The following is a 17,462-nucleotide window of genomic DNA, read 5'->3' on the forward strand; positions in this document are numbered from 1 at the left end:
TAAGAAATAGACGATAAAAATGTTTTTTTGTGATTTTTTCGGAATTTAAGAAAGTTTTAAAGGGGATTTTCACATAATTGTCGAACAATTCATGTAGTCTAGAAGGTAATACTTTATGCCGGGAGAAACCATTAGTAGGGAGGAAAAGCTGTGGAGAAAATTAAAGTGTGTCTCGTGGATGATAATAAAGAACTTGTATCTATGTTAGAGAGTTATGTTGCTGCGCAGGATGATATGGAAGTGATTGGTGTAGCGTATAATGGTCAAGAATGCTTAAATTTATTAAAAGAGAGACAACCTGATGTACTTGTTCTTGATATTATTATGCCACATTTAGATGGTCTCGCAGTACTAGAAAAAATGCGTCATATTGATCGTTTCAAACAGCCGAATGTTATTATGTTAACAGCATTTGGACAAGAGGATGTAACGAAAAAGGCTGTTGATTTAGGTGCGTCATATTTTATCTTAAAACCATTTGATATGGAAAATTTAACGAGCCATATTCGTCAAGTTAGTGGAAAATCAAGCACTACCATTAAACGACCGCTACCAGCTTTTCGTTCTGTTACAACGTCTGATGGAAAACCGAAAAATTTAGATGCAAGCATTACGAGTATCATTCATGAAATCGGTGTACCAGCTCATATTAAAGGATACATGTATTTACGTGAAGCAATTTCTATGGTCTACAACGACATTGAATTGCTTGGATCAATTACAAAAGTACTGTATCCAGATATCGCAAAGAAATATAATACAACAGCAAGTCGTGTGGAACGTGCAATTCGTCATGCGATTGAAGTTGCGTGGAGCCGTGGAAATATTGAATCCATTTCTTCTTTATTTGGCTACACGGTATCCATGTCAAAAGCAAAGCCGACGAATTCAGAATTCATCGCGATGGTTGCGGATAAGTTAAGGCTTGAACATAAGGCGAGTTAATCGTTGATAATATAAGGCTTTTTAATGTTTAGCGGTAATGTAAAGTTACCAATAAACTTCTTTTCGTACCAACAAATAACGTTAATATTGTTTAACAAACACCGTCTTTTATTGGTTTGTAAAAATACAAATCAATGGAAGGCGGTGTTTTTATTTTGACTGAATTTGAATTACAGCTTGATAACTTTATGTTGTATTGTTCAAGTAAAAATTTATCGGTTAAAACGTTGAAAAGTTACGAACAGACACTAGGCTTGTTTGTTTTGTATATGAGAGAAACGTATCAAATTGAAGACGCAACAAAAGTAAAGTCCGTACATATAAGACAGTACATTAAATATCTCCGAGAACGAGGGAAATATACGGTTGCTTCTTCTATGCTAGCTAATGAAATTAATTATCCTCACAATCGAACTGATTATAAAAAACAAATTAGTGATACGACAATTGCGAATTATTTACGCAACATTAAAGTGTTTTTTAATTTTTTGTTTGAAGTGGAAAAAGAAATCAAAACAAATCCGGTTGAAAGTATTCAAAACATTAAACCGATACGTAAACAGAAGCCTTTATTAACAGAAGATGAAATCATACGGGTTTTGCGTGTTTTTGATGTTACAACATTTCATGGGTATCGAAATTGGATTGTTACCCGCTTGTTGTTAGATACAGGAATGAGAGTATCGGAATGCTTAGAGTTACTTCCCGAAAAACTTGATTTTAAACACAAAGCAATTCTTATCGAGAATCCCAAAAACAAACAGCAACGATACGTCTATTTCTCGTTTAAGATGGCAAACGACTTGAAGCGTTGGTTATTGTATCGTGACCGTTATTCAAATAGTGATTACATGTTCCCTACCATTCGTGGAACACAATTAGAAGTCCGTAACTTTGAAAAGTCTTTACGTGAAGCAGGAAAGAAAGTGGGAGTGTCGATACATCCACATCAATTGCGTAATAACTTTGCAAAATATTATTTGTTAAACGGTGGAGATTGGGTTTCTTTATCACGTATTTTAGGACATTCAAGCGTGGAGGTAACTCAAAAAGCTTATTTAGATTTTACAGATACAGAAATTGCGAAGAAATATCAAAAGCATTCGCCATTAAATAGCCTAAACATTTAAGGATATAAAGAAAAAGCCACCTACTGCAATAGGTGACCAAAAAATCAAAGGACAATTGAATATAGGAACATTCCATATACTCAGCACCTCCATTATAAATTTTTCAAAAATATAATGCAAGAGGTCTAGTTCCCTATTGTCTTTTTTAGGTATGTGTACAGGAATTTCCGAACGAGGAATGACCTAACACTCGTAAAACTTGAACAGGTTAGCTAAGCCAACGTCAGAAAATTAAGCGTCCTAACATATAACGTTTCCTTGTTTGCGTTGTTAGGAGTCTAGGAGAGAACGTCCGTAAACGGTTTGGTAAAGGTTGCTTGGCGTACTTATGGTACGGGTAGCAACGAATAAGAAAAATAACATTAGGTTACGAGTAATTAAGGATACGTCAGTAGTACAATTCTTTTCCTAAATTTTTCAGCATGTTGGACAAGCATAACATGTTAAAAGTTCGTTGTAGGTGAAAATCTAGCGTTCAAACAAGGTGTATACTACACGGATTCCTTAACTCGATAGACCATGAGAAGTGACAAAGAACGTCTGCTTTATGTCGCATTAACTTTTTGTTTTTGTGATATAAGGTAGTCATTCTCTGCCCTAGCCGTTGTCCTGTACCCTCATCCCATGATGAAGGACGGATATTTCAAGTCAAGGTTAAGATATAATTTTAGTGAAAATATTATTTTTGAACAGGATATATTTACTTTAAATAGAATAATTTAGGTGAATGGAGGGAGGGCGATGATTCTAACAAGAAAAATCAAACTTGTAATTGTATCTGAAAATCAGAATGAAGGATATCAATTAATCCGTAATGAAATAAGAGAACAGCATAAGGCACTTAACTTAGCTTACAATCATTTGTATTTTGAACATAATGCTATTCAAAAGTTAAAGCAAAATGATGAGGACTATAAAAAGAAATGTAGTAAGCTACAAGAACAAGTTAATAAGAAATATGAGGAATATCAAAAGGCAAAAGACACTCAGAAGAAAGAGAAGCTAAGGGATACGTATAATAAAAAGAAAGAGGAACTATACAAGTTTGAAAAAGAACGTAATGAGGAAGCACGTAAAGCTTACCAGCAAGTTGTTGGATTTACGCAACAAACGAGAATACGAAATTTAATTAATCGTGAATGTAATTTAATGAGTGATACGAAAGATGGTATTACTAGCAAGGTGACACAAGACTATAAAAATGATTGTAAAGCTGGTTTATTGTATGGGAAACGTTCATTAAGGAATTATAGAAAGGATAATCCGTTACTTGTTAGAGGAAGAAGTTTAAAATTCTACAAGGAAAACGAAGATTACTTTATTAAATGGAATAAGGGGATTGTTTTTAAATGCATATTGCATATTAGAAAAAAGAATATAGCAGAGTTAAAAAGCGTCCTAGAAAACGTCCTTTTAAATACGTATAAAGTTTGTGATAGTAGTATCAGTTTTGATAATAAAGAAATGATATTGAATTTATCATTAAATATCCCAGATAAAGAAACGCAAGATTACATTCCAGGAAGGATTGTAGGAGTTGATTTGGGAATAAAGATTCCGGCATATGTATCATTAAGTGATAAAGTCTATGTTAGAAAAGGAATAGGAAGTATAGATGACTTTTTACGTGTGAGAACACAAATGCAAGAACGTAGACGTCGATTACAAAAATCCTTAGCAGCTGTAAAAGGTGGAAAAGGAAGAGAGAAGAAATTAAAAGCTTTAGAACGTCTGAAAGAAAAAGAAGCTAACTTTGTTAAAACTTATAATCATTTCTTGAGTACACAAATTGTAACATTTGCTATGAAAAATCAGGCTGGTCAAATTAATATGGAGTTCTTAGAATTTGATAAAATGAAGAATAAATCTTTATTAAGAAATTGGTCTTATTATCAATTACAAACAATGATTGAATATAAAGCAAAACGAGAAGGAATAGTAGTACGATATGTTGATGCTTATCATACAAGCCAAACTTGTAGTAAGTGTGGGCATTATGAGGAAGGACAACGAAATACACAAGAAAAGTTTGTTTGTAAAAATTGTGATTTTGAAGTAAACGCGGATTATAATGCTTCACAAAATATTGCTAAAAGCACAAGCTATATATCAGATAGTACAGAGAGTGAATATCATAAGCAAAAACAAAAGGTGTTAGAAGATGTAGAAAAAGAGAAGAATATAATAAATGAACAGCTATCATTGTTTGATAAATAAGACAGTATAGCTTAGGCGATTTAGCGTCTAAAGGGTGAGGGTGTTCTATTGTGGAGAACAGTAAGCCACTCACTAAGGGTTAACTCTAGTCTTGTTGTGTTACCGACTAGACATTCTATATTGATATCGAATGAACATTCCATAGGATTGCCGCAAAGCTGATTTATGAATAATTTGTTAGAAGTATTGATACATACGGACTTATGCGTATTTTAAAAAAGGTAGTTGAAAAATGTATTGTAGGTTTACGGCAGAATAGTTAAATTTAGTTATGCTAAAAGGTTGTTATTGAAGCTTTTTGAAACGAATTTACATAGGGTTTGATATCAACTATATGGAATGTAAATAATGAAGCAACACGAAAGGTTTTAGAACATTTTATTGTTTGATATCAACAATATGGAATGTAAATTACAAGTCTATTATCTCATGAACATAATAGACTTGGTTTGACATCAACAATATGGAATGTATATTGTTTGAACCAACACATAGAGGGAAGCGACAGGGAAGTTTGATATTAACTATGTGGAATGTAAATAAGAGTTAAAGACCATAAAATCTAAATTGCTTTTCGTTTGAAACTATATAGAATGTAAATCCGCCTGTTAGTAGGATTGTGTAATAGTCGTTTAAATTTTGATATCAACAATATGGAATATAAATTTATCGTACAGCTGATACCAATGAGAACAGTGATACGTATTAATAACGAAATGGAACGAAAAGAACTGAACAGATAGATAGTGAATACCATTTAGTAGGGGCATAATTGTGTCCTTGCTTTTTTGTTTATTTGGATAAAAAATATAAATTTCTTGTGACAAAATAGCGGAAAATATTGTATTTAAAGAATGTATAAGACAGGAAAGGAACTACCCTTAAGTAGAAATAGATAATGTACAGTAAGTATGATAATAGAGTAAGTTACGGTAACGAAGAAAAGTATTAAAGATTAGGAATAAATTTATTGTTTGTCGAAAAATATTGGAATAAATTTCATAGAAACACTTGTTTGTTTAGAAGAAATGAGGGATAATGTACAGGTGAGTAATTACTAAATTAATTGCTTATCTCGTTTATGGTTGAAGATTATCACATTTGCAGGAATTCATTAGGGCCGATTGGATATTGTGGTTTTTGTTTTACATCTAATACCCTGCACTGGTGGTGATTTAATTTGTTTAAAATCTCCTATAAGAAAGATTCTAATAAAACAGAGATACATTTTCACGGCAATTTTGAAGGGATAATCTCCGTTTTATTGAAGTCGGCAACATTGACAGTAGTATTTGAAGCTATTAAACAATTTTTGAACATATAGCAATTAGAGAAGGGGATACGAAGATAATTCGTATTCTCTTTTTTATGTAGTTTTGTTGCAGGAGACAATTAGTAGGGTATTAGTGCATAAACGTAAGGTTATTAGGTCAGAAATGCGAATCTCGGCGAAGGTTTTAACGTTTTATCTAGGAAAAAACACAATTATGTGGATTTGCGGCTGTATTCTATCCGTATTAGGATTGAAAACGAAGTCACTTTAACTCTCCTTTTTCATGCAATATCTTATGTGGGAATCCTGTCTAGTTAAGACAGGGTTCTTTTTTTATATGACATTGTGCGACTTTTGATACAAGTTACTTGTAAAACGGCCAGCCAGCTTGCTTATAGTACAGGAAGTTCTTACGTGTGGGACTTCTATATTTGTTAGGCGGCACTGTGCGGCATGAGGATGAAGCCGCCCGTCCTCTTTTTTGTTCAAATTATCTCAAAGATGTAGGTGGTTCATATGGAAACATACAATTTCAAACTTGAATTGAATAGAACAACAATCAAAGTTTTACGCTACATTGTGGGCGTTACAGGCAAGGAATTCGCAGAAGCTTGTCATGTTTCACATTCACTTCTCACAAGCATTGAACGCGGTAAGCGTAACATATCGAAGTTAACTAATTATCGTATTACCAAGGGCTTTATGGCATACGGGTTCTCAATTGAAGAAATTGTAGCTTTCAATATGTTAATTGATTTAAAGACGAATGGGGGCGGTATGAATGATACAACAAAAGAAACGTAAGTTAACACCAGCACAAGTTGAGATTGTTACAGAAGCGTTTAGCCGTCAAAGAAATGGCGAAAGCTTAACATCTATTGCGAAAAGCCTGAGAATCGACCGCAGGACGCTATATGGATACCGCAACAGTGAACAAGGGCAACAGATTGAACGAGAACTGAAACAACGTTTGATAGATGACGCATATGTTGAAGTTATGCAAACGCTGGTTACAAAAGCGATAGAGGGCAAGTCACCGAAGTATATTGAACTCTATTTGAAAGCAACCGGGAAATTAAAAGATGTTTCAGAAGTTCACACAAGGCAAGATGTACTTATACAAAATGAAGCTATTACTGATGATATATTCGCAGAAATTGACGAACTATTAAAAGGGTAGTTCGTTTTTACTTAGGAGGACTACATATGGAATTTAAAAATGTTAATCACAAGGCAGAAATACTTATAGCAAAGTACGAAGGAAAACGCGAAGAATTGCAGGAAAGATTGACGGCATTAGATGGCGAAATCCGTTACATGCAGAGTCAGGTCGAGGACGATTTTCAGCGTGCAATTATGGAAGGCACGAAGCCAAATGAACGGCTAAAAACCGATTTAAACAACCTACACCACGAAAAGGAACAAGTTACAAATATGTTAGCTAACTTTGATAATTTGTTACAAAACGCGTTGGAATCCATGAGAGAAGAAGTATTAGCAGAACGACAGCAGGTACGTGATGATATCCGTAATCAGGAAGAAGAACTTGCAGACCAGCTGAAACAAGCGAAGCTGGTGTATTTACAATTAGTGATTAAATATCATGACGTTGTGCGTGATGGTCAGGTGAAGCTTTACGATTTCCGCGAAATTGAACAGCGTTTAGGCTTAAAACCAATTGACTTACGGGACTACCGTTTGTTATCCCGTAAACATAATGATTATTATTACAAAGGATTTTATCCGCTTATTGAAGATAACGAAGTAGATAAAGCATATTATGATGGCGAATTAACGTATCTAGCTGAACAATACGTTAAGGCTAGTAACTAGGAGGGCGTACAACATGGAACTAACATCATTACAACGAATCATACAAGGTTATGACGAATTGAAGAGTGAAATGACAAAAGGGGAAGACAAGGCGGCCACGCTGGAAGCGGAACAACAAAAGGTTGTTGAGAATGAACAGGCAAAGCAAACAGGAAAGACTTTCTATGAGTTACTTGCAGAATCTAATCCGTTTTCATCACAAATTGCACACTTAAAAATGGTCGATGGATACAACCGACGAAAACAACAAAATAAATAATAATTTAAAGGGCTTGTAGCGTTTAATACGTTGCAAGTCCTTTTTTTGTCTATAAGGTAGTACCATAAATCCCATGAAATGCCCCTTTTATGCCCCATATAAAAACTTTCAAATTGAGTAGAAATCCTCATAAAACCTTGTCATTACTGTATTTGTACGATGTATCGTTATTCGACCAAACTAGGTATTTGGGAATATGTCTTAGTAAATAAGAGTGTCATAGACTGCCATAAAAGAGGACAACAAAAAGAGGAATCCTTTTATAGAATCCCTCTTTCTTTTGCGATTGCGTATAGTGATGACCGCGTTACATTATTTTCTTCACATATCTGTTTAACCGTCTTTCCATTTGTTTTGCGGTTTGCTAGTTTCTCCAATGCTTCATTTAATCCTGGGTTCTTATCATGATACTTTTTCGGCTTCGTCTTGTACTTGCCGTTTGCCTTTGCAATTGCGATACCTTCCCGTTGACGTTCCAGCATTATCTCACGTTCGAATTCTGCAACGGATAGTAAAACATTCATAATGAGTTTGGACGTTGGAGAACCATCGAATACACCCATATTAAGTATGTTTAATTTGATTCCTTTCGATGTTAGTTCCTCTATTAATTCAATTCCGCCTTTTATCGTTCTTGCTATTCTATCAATCTTTGTAATCACTAAAGTGTCTCCAGCATTTAATTTTGAAAGCATTTCTTGTAGTCCTTCACGGTTTAAATCTTTTCCTGACTTCTTATCTTGGTATATGTATTTCGTCCCAGCTTCTTCTAATGCTTTAATTTGTGCGTCCAAATTCTGTTCTACTGTGCTTACGCGTGCATATCCAATAATCATTCTGTTTCGTCCTTCCGTCTCATCAATTTATGTCCTTATTCTAGCAATAGAAAACGGACATGTCAAACGGACATTATAACCCCCATGAAATCAACAAATCGACCAGTGTCCAAATTCTCCTGCCCTAATGGACGTTTTATAAATTTAAAGCGGGGGTGTCTTTGTACCCACCTATCTCATTTCATGTGTGGTCGCTTTAATATTGTGTGGGTTGTTTTAAGTGGGGGTATTCTTTTAATGGGGGTTATTTAAAGCCCCCTCTCTTTTTATGCCCTCCTTTATTTTGTAAATTAATATTCAATAATTATATTGTTATTACCTACAATGTATCCTCTTATTATCTATTAGAGTAGTATCCTCTTATCTCCTTAATCTCTTATCCTTTCTATCTATCTTCTTATTCTCTAATTATCCTATTGTTTGTATCTATTAATCTGTACCATAAACAAATGTTTTTGGAACATTAGTTTATTCGTTTGTTAGTTGTTGATTTATCAATGGTTTCAGATGTACCAAAACAATGTATCAAAACCTTTCTTGTTTTTTCTTTCATTTAAACCTTCATTTAACGAATAAATATATTTATAACAATAACTCTTTCGATAATTGAATCATGACAAGAAATTTTACCCACAAAAATAATTACAAACATGTTGAAACCCCACCCAAGGGGGAAGGCCGACCCTTTTGCTGTAAAGTAAGGCTGTTTAAAATACAGAAAATATTTTGAAGTCAGGAACAGGAATCATCCTTCTCAAATTCTGAAAATCGTTAAAAAATTACATAACAAAATTTTTTCCGCTGACTGGGGAAGTTATAGATGTTTCAGTCGTAATTACATAGACAAGGCTGTACAAAATTGTGTAAAAGCTATACAAAGTAATACGTTTATCTTGATTGGAGGCTATATGAGGATTCATATAGCAATACAAGGTAGTACAAAGGTAGGTATTGTATAACTTTTGATATTAAGACATGAAAAAGGGAGAACCGTGTATTTTATTTAGAAAAATAAATGCCAATATAATAAAGAAACTTTTGAATAAACATATGTTGTATTTCTTGGTTTAGGCTATGAGAAATAAGTTTCTTTAAAATCTGTGTCATAAAGTTTGTGTCTTTGGCTTCCGCTGATTTATTAGCCTTCAAAGAACGTCAACAAGCGAAAGGGCTAGTTGACTGGAACTCTTCAGTATGTATTTAACAAAAGGTTACCTTATCGGTGACCTTTCTTTTTTGTATAGGTAACCCATACGGTTACTTGTTGTTTGTATAATAGGTCACCATACGGGTTACTTATGCTTTTAATAATAGGTAACCCCCCAGGGTGACACTAAAAAGAATTGATATCTTTTAAAAAGAATTGATTTAATTAAAAAGAATTAATTAAGAAGAATAATTTCGGGATTTATAAAGAAATATTAACTTGATATTATAGTTATATCTGTAATTTATTTAAAAATTAAGTGTCGTGTTTTAGTTATGGGGATTTAATAAAAGAGTATTATCGAAATTAAATATAATACAAAAAATAAAAAGGAGAAGGAAAGTGGATAATTATTTATCTCTAATGATAGAAGAGTATGTTGAAATCGAGGATATTGAAGAAATACTGTATAAATTAGAATTTGTTAAAAGATATGAAGCTAGCTATTATTGGTTCAAACAACATGAATCTATATTGGGGTGTGAAATTGAAATTCAAAGGGATATAGAAATTTGTGTTAATGATGAACCTTGGGAACATAAAAATTTTAAAACAGTGTGTAGAACCGAAACTTTTTCGGGATGTAGTTTTGCTGATTTGGAAATGCAAAATAAAGTTCTTAAATTGATACAAGACAAGTTTGGTGGTACCTTATTTGATATCGAAGAATATCAAACGGACTTTATAAAAAACGACTTACCGAAATTTACAAAAACAGAAATAGCTTGTGGTCTTGAATATTCAAAATTTGTGATTAATGTAAACAGAGTAAGAAAACTTATAGAAGAAGTTGATGAAATTGCAATAAATATATTGGCAAGAAATAAAAGCGAACCATTTGATTTACTCTTGGATGACAATCTATTAAGAAATAATGTATTAATACCATTTTGTGTATCTGTTTTAGAAAACTTTCTAAAGACCTTCTTGAAAAAATATCTGGAAACAAATAAAGAAGCTAGGGATAGGATATATAACCAAAAAGAAACTTTACCTTATTCGGAGATAAAAAAGCTAATGTCAGGTGAAAAATCAATTGTTGATATGGAAATAAATAAATTTTCGTTCCAGCGACTTCAGTCAGTAAATAGTGCCTACATTTCTTATTTAGATATTAATTTGAAGAAAACAGTGTTAAACAAGCGGTTTCCATATAATGGAGAGGAAATTGTTATTTCAGATGTATTAAATGAATTGATTACTCAAAGACATCAATTAATACATGAAGCAGAACTTGTAGTCAATTTGAATAGGGAAGAAATGGAGAAATATTTGTATTTTTTGAAGGGATTTGGTGAGTCATTTATAGATGAAATTATGAAAAAACATAACATAAAATTAATTGTTTTTTAAAGAAAGGAACTTTATTATACATAGGAATTGTAGGACAAAAGAACATATTTAAATTATAAAAAATGAGTAAAGAGACGAGGGGAATACCTTCGTCTCTTTTATTTATATGTCATCTTTGATATAGGTTATCAATTTATTTTAATATTTATTTTAATTTATTATCTCATGTCACGTTATTCTATTTCGTTACTAAGTAACAGTGAGTAAAGGTTCCTTTCCTGTCTTATACATTCTTAAATACAACAAAATAAGAGGATTTGTCACAAGGGATTTCAAAATACTCAAAAAATTTTGTGAGGGACGAAAGCATGAGTTTATATATGAGAGATAAGAAAACATCCATTGAATTGCAACAGGAAACAAAGCTAGAACGTATACAACGAATTTATGATGAGGGTAAGGTGAAGCAAATTCTTACTTTAGAAAAATCGTGGGAAAAATATGCTAGGCAGCGGTTAGAAGAAGGAGAGAACGCATTTCGTATTATATACGATAATTTTTTAGTAAGTTATATAGTACGTGTTACTCTTAACAAATTTGAAAATGCGTGGAAGAATAAACGGATTTTTAGAGACGATTTCGAAAGTGTGTTTTGGGAGAAGTTATGGTGTGTCTGCCAAGAACATTCATGGAATGATGAGTATTATTTGTATGAAAAGATTAAAAAAGCCTTAGAGTGTGCCGCCTATAATCTTATCAAGTCAAAGTTAAGAACCGATAAAAGAAAGGCTAATCACCAAAGTATTGACTTAGTTGCTAGTTTAGAAAAATTTGATTCATCGTTTTGTATTGAGGGTGACGTAATAACGAAACTATTAATTAAACAGTATTGTGATGAACTTGAAGAACAGCTGTTAATTACCTATTTAGAAAATCCTTATTTATCATATCGGAAAATAGGTCGTTTACATGGTATAAATCATCCTGAAAAAGTGAAACGAATTCTTGATTCAGCCAAAGGAAAGCTAGGGAAGGTTGTAGCTTAGATGCTGAATTTGAAATAAAGGAATTTTATTAATTTAACGTAATTAGCAAGTTCAAGTATTTTGCACATTGAAATAATCCTATATGGTATAATTTTACTTGTTTAATAATAGGAAAAAAGGAATGTTATGGTTTAAGTAAATGTAACGCCTGAACGTTTAGTACAGGAGGGGAATTCATGAGTTTAAACATGTATTTAGGAGAAGTGCAATCTCAAACACAAAGTATGAATGCTATGTGCACTTTAACGATTCAAGGAATGGAACAAGTCATCAATTCGATTGATGCTTTTGTATTCGATGCAGTTTTGCAAGGACAAACTTACGACAGTGCAAAAACATTCTTTGCACAAACCTTTCGTCCTTTAGCACAAGGAATCATTTACTTGTGTGAAGAGTTGATTCGTCAAAACGATGCCTTTCCAAACGATTTTCAATCACAAGTAGCTACAACAGATGTAATCGAACAAGAAATACGAGAACAAATCCAAGGGATTGACCAAACAAAAGCAGGTATTGAAGGGATTAGTCAAGCTGCACCTCTTCCCGGTATGGACGCTATGATGGGTATTTTTGATATGATGAAACGGAAACTGCAAGAAAAGTTGGAACATCTACATGAATTTAATTATACTTCTAGTAGTAATTATGATACTGCACTCCAACTAGCCGCTAGTATTGCTACAGGTCTTGCAGAAGTCCAAAGTGGGAAAGGTTTTAGTCCTGCAAGTGGTACATTTAGTACACAAGGGTTGAATATGGAATGGGCAACGTCTATTCAAGCAATAGAAGAAGAGAGGGCACGTAAAGCGGATAATTCAATTGAAGAGGGGGCAATGTGTGGCAAGCTTCTTCCAAAATCTGACCTCGAAAAAGCTTGGGATAAAGAAAAAAAGGATTTGAATGCCGCATGGACTGGCATTTCTACTGGTTTTTTAGATGGTGTTGAAGATGCATGGGAAGGATTCGTAGCTTTAGGCGATAAAGAAACCTGGTTGAATATGCGTGATGCAATTGTAAACTACAAGGAAACCTTTCCTGCAATGTGGAATACATTCTCTGATTCATTTGTAAATAAATTTTGGAATGGAGATATGGAGAGTAGAATGCATTACGCTACCTATGGTATAACATCATTAGGGCTGGGACTTTTAGGCGATAAAGGTCTTAGTAAAGCAGGACAAGTAGGGAAAGTAGCAGTCGTTACAGGTTTTACAAAAGGAAAATCGGTCATAACTAATTCCGTTGCATATAGAAATGCATTGAATGCACTAAATAACTTTAATTTTAATTTTGGAAATCAATTTTCACTTGCAGGGATTGGCGGTACACAACACTATTTACAAAAAGCCGTAACTTACACCTATGAAGGTGAGAATGGTCCGAAAACGATTAGATTAAGAATGGGTAGGTTAGCAGGGGATAAACATCCAGTTACAGGTATACCGTACGATATGGATGGTTTTCCTATTTTTGAAGCTGAAGCCGAAGTAACATTAAAAGAAGCAGATTTCAAAAAGTCTAGACAGACGCATGATAAAATATGTAGCAAGGCATTATATGAACAAATAATGAAAAACCCTAAACTGGCTTCTAAATTTACTGAAGGAGAGATAGAACTATTTAAATACGGTGAAGTACCTGATAGATTCACATGGCATCATCATCAAGATACAGGTAGAATGCAACTTGTAGATTCATATTTACATGAGAAAACTGGTCATACGGGCGGCTATAGAATTTGGGGAAAAGATTCCGATAAATAAGGAGGATTACATATGAACAATATAACATGGATTGGAACAAGTAAGAAAACAATAACGGATGAACATATTCAACAAGTAGAACAATATTTTGGTGTTAAATTTCCTAATGATTTTGTTGAGTGTGTAAAACTACATGACGGCGGACACCCCCGTCCAAAAGCATTTGATATACAAGGACAAGATGGAAGTGCATTCAGTAACCTTTTAACTTTTGATTTAGAAAGTCAGTACTCAATTATTCAGAGATATGAAAATATAAAAGATAGACTAGTAGATAAGGTATATCCTTTTGGCAGAGATTCATTTGGAAACTTCTTATGCTTCGATTACCGAAATGACCTACAATCGCCAACAGTCGTATTCTGGGAACATGAGGAAGAAGAGATGGAAAAAGCAGTTTATCCTGTTTGTTCTTCTTTTACAGAATTACTTGATAGCTTACGCGATTATGACGATGAAGAATAGTTAATTATGAGTAACAATAAGCTTATGTATAAACGTGCATAAGCTTTTATAATGTACTTGTTACTAAAGGGGCTATTTAAATTGGGATTAAGAGATTTCGAACAAGTCGATTTTGTGGGCTATGACAACGAAGAAAAAATTGCATATCTAGTTATTGCTGATGAAGAAGACTGGAAAGACGAAGAAGAACACATTACATTGTTACAAGAAAAAATTAATTTATATTTAGGCTTTATTGAAGGCGGCGAAGTGTACGAAAGATGTCCTGAAGCACAAGGTTACAATTTTGTCATTAAGATATACGGAAAGTACCGTTGTACCGAATGGGGAAAAGAGTTTTTAGAAAAAGCTAACGAAATTCTTGTAGAAGCTGGTTACGGTTTTCAATATATACATAAGCCATATAAAGAAGATGATGAAATTGAATAGAGGGTAACAAGAAATAGTATACGGATGATATTTAATTCTATTGACGTATATTGTAGTTATTATGTAATATATTCCTATACGCATTAGCGGCGTAAGGTTACCAATGAATTAAGACAAGATAAACCAATAAAGGACGTAAAACCTAACGTATTTATTGAATGAAAAGAAAATATTAGAAACCGCTATATATCAACGTTTAAAGCTTTTGGCTACACGGTATCCATGTCAAAAGCAAAGCCGACGAATTCAGAATTCATCGCGATGGTTGCGGATAAGTTAAGGCTTGAACATAAGGCGAGTTAATCGTTGATATAGTAATGATTTGAGTTTGTTTTAACGTTAAAGATAGTATCTTTTCTGACCAATAAATAAGTCGATCAAAAAGCGATAAACGCCGTCTTTTGATAGTTTTTATAAACTATTGAGAGGCGGTGTTTTTTATCCCGCTATTTGTGGGCAGTAAGACCCCCACCTCAAGATTCAGAGTGTAGATTAAGACGTTAAAATTATTTTCGGCGTATATGCAAAATAAATTCGATAAAGTTAAATCGCCTCATATACGCCATTATATTAAATATTTAAGAGAACGTGGTAAGTATACAGTCGCAGTTAGTGACAAATCTGTGAAAGTCAATCTCTCCCATAAGCGCTACAACAAACGCTTGCTTAACCAATAAATTATTGATATACAAACCGATGAACATTCTTTTTGGTAGTTTTAAATAACTATCATGAAAGTAATGTTCATATTTTCTTATAGCGCTATTCGTGGGCAGTAAGACCCCCACCTTAAGATTGAGCGAGCCGCTTCCGTATTTCTAAAGAAGATAGGTGGGGGATAACTGCTGGCATGTGCGAGGTTGGGCGGGCTTTCCATCAGTGGGGAATGAAAAAAACTCCCACTGATGGAAGTTTCGCTTTATTCTTTCTCTTGATTTTGTTTTTCTAATTCAACGAGTTTTTGAATTAAAATATGCTGAGGCATATGCATAAGCTGTTCAAGGGGAACACCGAGAGCTTTAGATAACTTAATAGCTGTCTCTGGTGAAAGTTGTAATGGTTTCATAAAAGTACCTCCTTTTTGTATAGTATAACATAAAGAGAAATTAGCATCAGTGTAGATGCATCGGTGATAATGGTTTATAAGATTATATAAATACAAGTTGAAAAATCAACATAAATGATTTTGGTAGGCAAGAGCATCTGGCTATGGATAGAAGTGGTCAGGATCTTTTCTTGCCATAAAATAAAGGGAGTGCAAGTCATTTTGTATTCTACATAGCAGCGACTTATATGTTGAAAAATATATAGTTGGATTTACAACTTGTAATGATCTTTTGCTAACTTTTAATGAAATAGAATTTGAGGTGAGAAGATGACGCATATTTTTGGACACCGCGGAGCTGCAGGGACGTATCCAGAAAATACGATGGTTTCTTTTCAGGCAGCAGAGAAGTTTGGAGCTGATGGAATTGAATTGGATGTTCAGTTCACAAAAGATCACCAAATTGTTGTCATTCATGATGAGACGGTAAATCGAACGACGAATGGAAAAGGGGCTGTTCGAAATTATTTATATGAAGATTTGCGCGCGCTAGATGCGAGTTATACATTTTATGATAAGGTCGGTGTGCAGCCTATTCCTTTATTAGAAGAAGTGTTGGAGTGGCTGAAAACAAACAACCTTTTTCTTAATATTGAATTTAAGAATAATAAGGTACCGTATAGAGGTTTAGAAGAAGAGGTAATTACTCTTATTCGAAAATATAGTATGGAGGAGCGTACGATTCTATCTTCTTTTAATCATTATAGTATGAAGAAGTGTCATATGATGGCTCCTGATATTGAGACGGCGATTTTGTATAAGGAAGGATTGCATAGCCCGTGGGCTTATGCCAAAAAGATGGGGGCGAGTGCTATTCATCCGAACTACCGATATATTTCGGATGGAATTGCAGAATTAACGATGGAAAATGGCGTAGCTGTACGTCCGTATACAATCAATGATGAAGAAGTGATGAGGAAGTTTTTAAAGATGAATGTGACGGCTATTATTACAGACTATCCAGAGCGTGTGAAAAGGATAATGCAAGGTGTAAAATGAGGTCTTTCTTTATGAAGGGTCTCGTTTTTTAATTCCGCCATTTACGGGCAGCAAGACTGAGATTTAAAGTGGTGTAAAGAATATAGGGGGATGAAAACCCCCACTGATGAAAATTTCACTTTATCCCACATTAACGGGCAGTAAGACCTCACCTCAAGGTGGAGAGAGAAGTGTTGTCCAGCTCTAGCGGCTAGAATCTTCGGTCGTTTCGCCCCCTCCGACGAGGCAAAAAGCACCTCTTTGTCAGGGACGTGGGCGTCCTGCGCTTCTGAGCGAGCCGCTTCCGCTTTTCTAAAAAAGATAGGTGTGGGCTAACTGTCCGTAAAAGCCCGATTGATTCAACTAACCATTCGAAGAAAAAGCACCTTCGAATGGAAGTTTCACTTTATCTTCGAAATCGAGCTTGTACTTTATTTCGTTTTCGGTCGCGGTATAGAATGAAGCCACCAAAGATATAAAAGCCAATAGCAAAACAGAGTGCTCCAATTACAAATTGTAACCATAATACAGGGATTGGAGAGAAGAGAATACCGAAGACCGTATCTCTCATCAGTTTAATGCCTACTACAGCAAGTGAAATAGGAATAACTGCTAATAGGAGAGCGAGATAACGTTGCATAAGGAAGACCTCTTTTCAGACAATTTAGTATATACAAAATCAT

General features: G+C 34.1%; 16 protein-coding genes and 1 pseudogene. 14 read left to right on the forward strand and 3 right to left on the reverse strand.

The features are described from left to right. Positions 1 to 150: 150 nt before the first annotated feature. The 7 genes from spo0A to WAZ07_RS03405 all read left to right on the forward strand — a co-directional run bounded on the left by spo0A (position 151) and on the right by WAZ07_RS03405 (position 7,657). The gene (gene spo0A / locus WAZ07_RS03375) at positions 151 to 945 is read left to right on the forward strand and encodes a sporulation transcription factor Spo0A (RefSeq protein ID WP_336471298.1); all 795 of its coding nucleotides are present in this window, start codon (positions 151 to 153) and stop codon (positions 943 to 945) included. A 155-nt stretch (positions 946 to 1,100) separates the two neighbouring features. Further along, the gene (locus WAZ07_RS03380) at positions 1,101 to 2,075 is read left to right on the forward strand and encodes a tyrosine-type recombinase/integrase (protein ID WP_336471299.1); all 975 of its coding nucleotides are present in this window, start codon (positions 1,101 to 1,103) and stop codon (positions 2,073 to 2,075) included. A 741-nt stretch (positions 2,076 to 2,816) separates the two neighbouring features. Beyond that, positions 2,817 to 4,292, forward strand: a complete 1,476-nt coding sequence (locus WAZ07_RS03385; RefSeq protein WP_336471300.1) for a transposase — start codon at positions 2,817 to 2,819, stop codon at positions 4,290 to 4,292. Positions 4,293 to 6,081: 1,789 nt separating this feature from the next. Next, complete coding sequence (locus WAZ07_RS03390) at positions 6,082 to 6,369, forward strand: helix-turn-helix transcriptional regulator (protein ID WP_336471301.1); 288 nt, start codon at positions 6,082 to 6,084, stop codon at positions 6,367 to 6,369. After that, positions 6,347 to 6,745 (forward strand): phBC6A51 family helix-turn-helix protein, encoded by a 399-nt coding sequence (locus tag WAZ07_RS03395; protein WP_336471302.1) that lies wholly within the window; start codon positions 6,347 to 6,349, stop codon positions 6,743 to 6,745. The genes WAZ07_RS03390 and WAZ07_RS03395 overlap by 23 nt, the downstream gene beginning before the upstream one ends. 26 nt (positions 6,746 to 6,771) lie before the next feature. Next, a complete protein-coding gene (locus WAZ07_RS03400; protein ID WP_336471303.1) occupies positions 6,772 to 7,398 on the forward strand; it encodes a hypothetical protein in 627 nt (208 codons plus the stop codon). Positions 7,399 to 7,411: 13 nt separating this feature from the next. Further along, on the forward strand, positions 7,412 to 7,657 hold the full coding sequence (locus tag WAZ07_RS03405; protein ID WP_336471304.1) for a hypothetical protein: 246 nt from the start codon (positions 7,412 to 7,414) through the stop codon (positions 7,655 to 7,657). 260 nt (positions 7,658 to 7,917) lie between these two features. On the opposite strand, the gene WAZ07_RS03410 is transcribed toward WAZ07_RS03405, so the two are convergent. Beyond that, complete coding sequence (locus tag WAZ07_RS03410; RefSeq protein ID WP_336471305.1) at positions 7,918 to 8,493, reverse strand: recombinase family protein; 576 nt, start codon at positions 8,491 to 8,493, stop codon at positions 7,918 to 7,920. Positions 8,494 to 10,042: 1,549 nt separating this feature from the next. Here WAZ07_RS03410 and WAZ07_RS03415 point away from each other — a divergent pair. From WAZ07_RS03415 to WAZ07_RS03440, 6 genes and pseudogenes are all read left to right on the forward strand, one after another. Next, positions 10,043 to 11,053, forward strand: coding sequence for a HEPN domain-containing protein (locus WAZ07_RS03415; protein ID WP_336471306.1), 1,011 nt, complete (start codon positions 10,043 to 10,045; stop codon positions 11,051 to 11,053). 308 nt (positions 11,054 to 11,361) lie between these two features. Then, positions 11,362 to 12,039: a sigma-70 family RNA polymerase sigma factor gene (locus tag WAZ07_RS03420; RefSeq protein ID WP_336471307.1), complete on the forward strand. Its 678-nt coding sequence runs from the start codon at positions 11,362 to 11,364 to the stop codon at positions 12,037 to 12,039. 176 nt (positions 12,040 to 12,215) lie between these two features. After that, the gene (locus tag WAZ07_RS03425; RefSeq protein ID WP_336471308.1) at positions 12,216 to 13,802 is read left to right on the forward strand and encodes an HNH endonuclease; all 1,587 of its coding nucleotides are present in this window, start codon (positions 12,216 to 12,218) and stop codon (positions 13,800 to 13,802) included. Positions 13,803 to 13,814: 12 nt separating this feature from the next. Beyond that, a complete protein-coding gene (locus WAZ07_RS03430) occupies positions 13,815 to 14,267 on the forward strand; it encodes an SMI1/KNR4 family protein (RefSeq protein ID WP_336471309.1) in 453 nt (150 codons plus the stop codon). An 81-nt stretch (positions 14,268 to 14,348) separates the two neighbouring features. Next, positions 14,349 to 14,696, forward strand: coding sequence for a DUF6572 domain-containing protein (locus WAZ07_RS03435; RefSeq protein ID WP_336471310.1), 348 nt, complete (start codon positions 14,349 to 14,351; stop codon positions 14,694 to 14,696). A gap of 198 nt (positions 14,697 to 14,894) precedes the next feature. After that, positions 14,895 to 14,999: pseudogene (locus tag WAZ07_RS03440) on the forward strand (sporulation initiation factor Spo0A C-terminal domain-containing protein); the annotation flags it as partial. A 616-nt stretch (positions 15,000 to 15,615) separates the two neighbouring features. Here WAZ07_RS03440 and WAZ07_RS03445 read toward each other — a convergent pair. Further along, positions 15,616 to 15,762 carry a YycC family protein gene (locus tag WAZ07_RS03445; RefSeq protein ID WP_020061562.1) on the reverse strand — a complete coding sequence of 49 codons (147 nt, stop codon included), beginning with the start codon at positions 15,760 to 15,762 and terminating at the stop codon, positions 15,616 to 15,618. Positions 15,763 to 16,071: 309 nt separating this feature from the next. Between WAZ07_RS03445 and WAZ07_RS03450 the strand changes: the two genes are divergently transcribed. Beyond that, a complete protein-coding gene (locus WAZ07_RS03450; protein WP_336471311.1) occupies positions 16,072 to 16,800 on the forward strand; it encodes a glycerophosphodiester phosphodiesterase in 729 nt (242 codons plus the stop codon). A 385-nt stretch (positions 16,801 to 17,185) separates the two neighbouring features. Here the strand turns inward: WAZ07_RS03450 and WAZ07_RS03455 are convergent, their stop codons facing one another. After that, on the reverse strand, positions 17,186 to 17,419 hold the full coding sequence (locus WAZ07_RS03455; protein ID WP_090913929.1) for a DUF2627 domain-containing protein: 234 nt from the start codon (positions 17,417 to 17,419) through the stop codon (positions 17,186 to 17,188). Positions 17,420 to 17,462: the final 43 nt, after the last annotated feature.

It is taken from the genome of Bacillus bruguierae, from assembly GCF_037104725.1.
Lineage (GTDB): Bacteria > Bacillota > Bacilli > Bacillales > Bacillaceae_G > Bacillus_A > Bacillus_A bruguierae.

What these genes read in the sequence shown, in the direction of transcription:
- WAZ07_RS03410 (WP_336471305.1), bottom strand. Translation starts at nt 8,493, where the DNA reads ATGATTATTGGATATGCACGCGTAAGCACAGTAGAACAGAATTTGGAC.
- WAZ07_RS03420 (WP_336471307.1), top strand. Translation starts at nt 11,362, where the DNA reads ATGAGTTTATATATGAGAGATAAGAAAACATCCATTGAATTGCAACAG.
- WAZ07_RS03400 (WP_336471303.1), top strand. Translation starts at nt 6,772, where the DNA reads ATGGAATTTAAAAATGTTAATCACAAGGCAGAAATACTTATAGCAAAG.
- WAZ07_RS03395 (WP_336471302.1), top strand. Translation starts at nt 6,347, where the DNA reads ATGATACAACAAAAGAAACGTAAGTTAACACCAGCACAAGTTGAGATT.
- WAZ07_RS03455 (WP_090913929.1), bottom strand. Translation starts at nt 17,419, where the DNA reads ATGCAACGTTATCTCGCTCTCCTATTAGCAGTTATTCCTATTTCACTT.
- WAZ07_RS03405 (WP_336471304.1), top strand. Translation starts at nt 7,412, where the DNA reads ATGGAACTAACATCATTACAACGAATCATACAAGGTTATGACGAATTG.
- WAZ07_RS03390 (WP_336471301.1), top strand. Translation starts at nt 6,082, where the DNA reads ATGGAAACATACAATTTCAAACTTGAATTGAATAGAACAACAATCAAA.
- WAZ07_RS03445 (WP_020061562.1), bottom strand. Translation starts at nt 15,762, where the DNA reads ATGAAACCATTACAACTTTCACCAGAGACAGCTATTAAGTTATCTAAA.
- WAZ07_RS03430 (WP_336471309.1), top strand. Translation starts at nt 13,815, where the DNA reads ATGAACAATATAACATGGATTGGAACAAGTAAGAAAACAATAACGGAT.
- WAZ07_RS03385 (WP_336471300.1), top strand. Translation starts at nt 2,817, where the DNA reads ATGATTCTAACAAGAAAAATCAAACTTGTAATTGTATCTGAAAATCAG.
- WAZ07_RS03450 (WP_336471311.1), top strand. Translation starts at nt 16,072, where the DNA reads ATGACGCATATTTTTGGACACCGCGGAGCTGCAGGGACGTATCCAGAA.
- WAZ07_RS03425 (WP_336471308.1), top strand. Translation starts at nt 12,216, where the DNA reads ATGAGTTTAAACATGTATTTAGGAGAAGTGCAATCTCAAACACAAAGT.